The sequence below is a fragment of the Shewanella sp. 11B5 genome (assembly GCF_002836795.1).
Classification (GTDB): Bacteria; Pseudomonadota; Gammaproteobacteria; order Enterobacterales; family Shewanellaceae; genus Shewanella; species Shewanella frigidimarina.
Genome location: NZ_PJAP01000722.1, coordinates 1 through 1,915, shown reverse-complemented (window position 1 = coordinate 1,915; position 1,915 = coordinate 1). Strand labels below are relative to the sequence as shown.

General features: G+C 35.2%; 1 protein-coding gene. It reads left to right on the top strand.

Annotated elements, in window-relative coordinates; all coding sequences use genetic code 11:
* On the top strand, window positions 1–1,356 hold a 1,356-nt coding region (locus tag CXF78_RS15740), incomplete at its 5' end, for a hypothetical protein (protein WP_180957176.1).
* Between the last annotated feature and the right edge of the window lie 559 nt (window positions 1,357–1,915).

Sequence of the window (1,915 nt, the reverse complement as noted above, 5' to 3'; positions counted from 1 at the left end):
ACTTCATTGTATGCGATCCGTAAAGGGATCAGAATAACTAAAGATGGGAAAGAGGTGGACTACAAATCGATATTTGTGGATCTAGATGTCTCCCCAGAAAGTGATGAATCTATGGTAACAACTGAAGATTTATCTTCAGAGTATCCTGGGAGATATATTTCAGTACACCGACTATTAACTTCTCAAGTAACAGACTTATTGGATGAGTTTGATCGTGATAACTTGAAAAAGATAGAGATATATAAGGGACGGTTAGTGAATTATGATTTTTCTACGATCACGATAAAGGATTACCCAATTGAAATTGCGTGTGAAGTATTCTCAAGAATTAATACAGGTGGAAAATCATTAACAGTATTTGAAATAATGGTTGCAAAAACTTATGACGAGTCGAAAGGATTTGATTTGGCTGAACGCTATGAGATTCTTAGGGATGGATCGGATGATGAAAAGCAATGCCTAATGTCTGCTAAGTATGAGACTCTTCCAGAGTCACTAATAATGCAGTGCGTCGCGGCAATAACATCACGAGCAGTTAAAGGGAAAGATATACTTAAAATTAAGCGAGAAGATTTCATTGCAAATTGGGACCCAATGGTCAGTTCCCTTTTTAGTGCAATTGATTTCATTCGAACTGAATTGAGAATACCAGTTTCTCAGCTACTGCCTTATCCCGCTCTACTTATTCCAATTACTTATTTTTTTAATAAAACACATAACAAAAAGGCTAGCTTAAAGCAGACAAGGCTTCTTGAGCAGTTTTTTTATTGGTGTGGAATAAACGAACGATATAGTTCAGCCTCAGACTCAAAAATAAGTGAAGATTTTAATAAAATAGACAAAATTATCACAGGAAAGTCTCCCCGCTACCCTAATGTAGAGTTAACTGTGAGCGCTGCAGAAATTTCAGAAACTCATTTTTCATCAGGAAATGCTTATTGCAAGTCAATTTTATGCCTTCTGGCATTTAATCAGCCTAAGTCATTTGATACAGATGGAATTGTTGTGTTAGATAATAGTAACCTTAAGATTGCTTCTAGTAGAAACTACCATCATTTTTTTCCAAAGAAATACCTTGAGAATAATTCAAAAGATGCAGAGCCTAACTTGATAGCCAATATAACGTTGATCGATGGTTATTCAAATAAACATAAGATCGGGAAAAAACCACCGAGCCAATATATAGGCGAATTTTCAGAGGAAAATACTCAGATTGATAAAACACTGAAATCTCATCTAATTGACGATAGAGGAGAATTTGGAATTGATGAGGATGATTATGAAATGTTTATTTCGAAAAGATCCGAAAGTTTTTCTTCTATGTTGAATGATAAGCTAAATGTGTTCTCGTTGTAAATTGATAAAAATGTGACTAAATATGCAGTAAATGCTGCATATTCTACGTTTTATGTCTTTCTCTCACGATTACATGCAGAACGAGCTAATAAAGCGCTAAAACTCGCAAAAAGTGCACTTTAATACATATTAAAGAGCATTTTTTGAGCTGAAACGATAAAATTACACATCATTATGATGAACTCTATCAATATCAGTTTAAGCTGATGATGGTAAATAAAAAGTGTTTATAAGTCTCAGGCCTTCCCACCTCTATATTGGAATGACTCTAAAATCGTGACCAATTTAATTTTGAACACTACACATTGACTTATTTGAAAACTTTCTCTATTGTAAAACTTCATTGCAGTCGGCTATCGAGCATGTTGCTCACTTTTCCGCTCCCATCTTTTGCACGGGAGGTTTCAACTGCAAACCGGATATAGATCCGGATTCTTATTGTGAAACCTAATTCTCATTACATGGAGAAAACTATGTGCAGGATTGATTCGCCTTTCGGCAATATCACCCTTGATGAAAAAAAAGACCCCACGGATCGTTTCTTACAGGCTGTAGATGA